Origin of the sequence: Streptomyces phytophilus (genome assembly GCF_013870535.1) — a bacterium.
Lineage (GTDB): Bacteria > Actinomycetota > Actinomycetes > Streptomycetales > Streptomycetaceae > Streptomyces > Streptomyces phytophilus.
In genome coordinates, this window is sequence record NZ_JACBXC010000783.1 from 1 (window position 1) to 2,881 (window position 2,881).

The following is a 2,881-nucleotide window of genomic DNA, read 5'->3' on the forward strand; positions in this document are numbered from 1 at the left end:
GCCGGAACCGGAGCCGGAGCCCCGAGCCGTACCCGTACCCGTGTTCCGCCTCGTGTCCGTGCTCACCTGACCCCGCCCTCCTTCCTCCCCATGCCGTCCCCGACCTCCGGGGGCAGCAGCCGCCGCAGCCGCTGGTTCACCCCCGCGAGCGCGCCCCGGTCGCCGGACGCCATCGCCCGCCTGCCGTCGCGGATCGCCGCGTCCGCCTGGCCGCGCGGGTGCATCATGTCGCGCATCTCCACCAGGGCGTTGAACACCACGAAGTCCCACTCGTCCGTCCGCCGCAGCAGCTCCACCTGGAACTCCTCCGCCCGCTTCACCAGCTTCCGCAGCTCCACGGGTGTCGCGTCCCCGCCCAGCGCGCTTGCGCGGCCGCGCAGGTTCTCCAGTTCCCGCCGGTCGGACGGGGTGCCGCCGACCTGCGTGATGATGTCCTCGCAGGCGCCGAGGAGGTCCCACAGGCGGCGTTCGAGGCCGGGGATCTCGATGGCCGCCTCGATGTCGTCCAGTTCGGCCTCCAGGTCGCGCATCCGGCGGTCGCTGGTCACCGCCGCGCCGGTGTCGACGCCCGCGGCGTCCACTTCGCGGCCGAGTTGGGTGAGGGGCCGGTGCTCCTCCAGTTTCTCCAGCCGGGTCCTGGCCTGTTCCGCGTGCTCGGACTCCGCGTCGTCCTTGAGGCTGCGTACGCGCTGCTCCAGGCGGCGCAGCCGGCCGGCCAGCTCCCGCTGGTCGGGGGCGACGAGTTCGGTGCGGTTGATCGTCGCCTCGAACTGCTGCTGGACCAGCGGGATATGGGCGGTCACCAGGGCCTCCCTGCTGCTCGCCTCGATCTCGAACGTCACCTCGACCTCGCTCTCCGCCGGCAGGTCGATGCGGACGTCACGCGGCCGGATCTCCAGCAGCCCCACCCGCGTGTTGCGCTCGGCGCGCGGCCGTTCGCCCTCCAGCAGCGGGATGCGGATCACCGCGTCCGGCTCCGAGCGGTGCAGGGGGATCGTGGTCCGGTAGATCTTCGTCACCTCGGCCGGCAGCGTCGTGCCCTTGCGGAGCAGCGGGTCGAACGAGCCGTCCGCCCGGCCGATGCCGAGGGTGCCCGTCAGTACGGCCTCGCCGGGGACGACCTTGGCGTGCGTGATCGACAGGCTGTCGCCGGCGAGCCGCTGCCGGGTGGCGGCGGCGTCGGTCAGCTCGACGGTGAAGCGGGAGGTGGCGCCGGCCGTGAGCGTGACTTCGGTGTAGAAGGTGCCGTCCGGGGAGAGCACGGTGTGCGGCCCGCGGAACGGGGGTTTGCCGTCCGGGTTGCTGAGCACGACGGCGTACCGGGTGAAGTCCACCGCGCTGCCGCTGGTCACCTTGCCGGACACCGGTACGTCCGCGGTGTCGACGGTCTGCGCCGGGTAGTTCAGCTCGACCGCGAACTCGCCCGGCGCCGCGACCCGCGCCTTCCGCGGCCGCCGTACGGTACGGGCGAACGCCGCGGCGCCGCGGGCCACCACGGTGGTCGGGTCCTGGCTGTGGTCCACGGCGATGCCGAGACCCGTGTCCGGGTCGGTGAGCAGCGCGCGCAGCCCCGGGCTGAGCGTCGAGCCGCCGGCCAGCAGCAGCCGGTCGATGTGGTCGGGGCGCAGCGCGCTGTCGGCCAGCGCGTCCCGGCAGAGTTCGATCGCGCGGGTGTAGAAGGGCAGCGCGAGGTCGTCGAGTGCGTCCCGGGTCAGCGTGTACTCGAAGGGCTGCCTGTCGCCCGCGGCGTCCAGCAGGTCGAAGTTCAGCTCGACCTTCTCCGTACGGGACAGCGCGATCTTCGCGTTCTCGGCCTCCACCTTGAGCTTGGCGAAGTTGCCCGCCCACGCGCGGTTGCCGCGGGCGAACTCCGCGAGCCCCAGCTCGCGCCGGACGGCGGGCGCCAGCAGGTCGTCGACGAGCGCCCAGTCGATGAGCTTCCCGCCCAGGTACGGATCGCCCGCGTGCTGGATCAGTTGCAGCTCGCCGTCGCGCTTGCTCATCACCGCGGCGTCGAAGGTGCCGCCGCCGAGGTCGAACACCATCCAGTGGGCGGAGTCCGAGGTGTCCTGCACGCCGTACGCGATGGCCGCGGCGGTCGGCTCCTGCACCAGCGGGCAGTGCTCGCTGAGCCCGGCCAGGGCGGCGGCCTCGGAGGTGGCGTTGTTCTGGTTGAGGGCGAAGGCCGCGGGCACGGTGATCACCGCGGCCTCCGGCTGGTGCCCGGAGTCGTGGGCGGCGTCCTGCCGCAGCGACTTCAGCACCTCGGCGGACAGCTGCTCCGGAGTGAGCGACAGCCCGGCGCGCTCGAACCGGCGCGCCGCCCCCGCCACCCCCATCTCCAGCTTGAACTCGGCGTGCGCGTCGGCCGGGTCGGACTCCGCCCGCTCCCTGGCGCGCCTGCCGACGTGGACGAGGTCCTTGCGGGGGATCCACACCGCCGACGGGGTGGTGTCCCAGCCGTCGTTGTTCTTCAGGATGCGCACGCCGCCGTCCTCCGCCACCGCGATCGCGCTGTTGGTGGTGCCGAGGTCGATGCCGTAGTCGATGGTCTCGCTCACTCCGGGGTCTCCTTGGTCGTCTCTGCACCGGGGGGCTGCGGGGGCCTGCCGACGATGACCTGGCCCATCTGGATGCGCGTGCCGCGGAAGTAGACGGACGGCCGCACGGTCTCCAGCACGACTTCGCGGGTCAGCTCCGCGTCGTCCTGGAAGACCAGCGCCTCCAGGGAGAGGCCGGAGTCGAACGGCTCGCCGTCGTGCTCCTGGATCTCCAGCCCGTCGTCGGCGAGGGCCTGGCGGCTCGCACGGACCTGGAGCCGGATCTGCCGCAGGTCGGCCGGCGAGAGCGAACCGGGGCCCTGGTCGAGCTTGCGCAGGGC

At 73.0% G+C, this 2,881-nt stretch carries 1 protein-coding gene and 1 pseudogene; both read right to left on the reverse strand.

From position 1 onward, the window contains the following. Positions 1–62 precede the first annotated feature (62 nt). Positions 63–2,561, reverse strand: a complete 2,499-nt coding sequence (locus H5J30_RS25170; protein ID WP_181789643.1) for an Hsp70 family protein — start codon at positions 2,559–2,561, stop codon at positions 63–65. Then, positions 2,558–2,881, reverse strand: a pseudogene (locus H5J30_RS25175) (hypothetical protein); the annotation flags it as partial. The gene H5J30_RS25170 and the pseudogene H5J30_RS25175, both read right to left, overlap by 4 nt.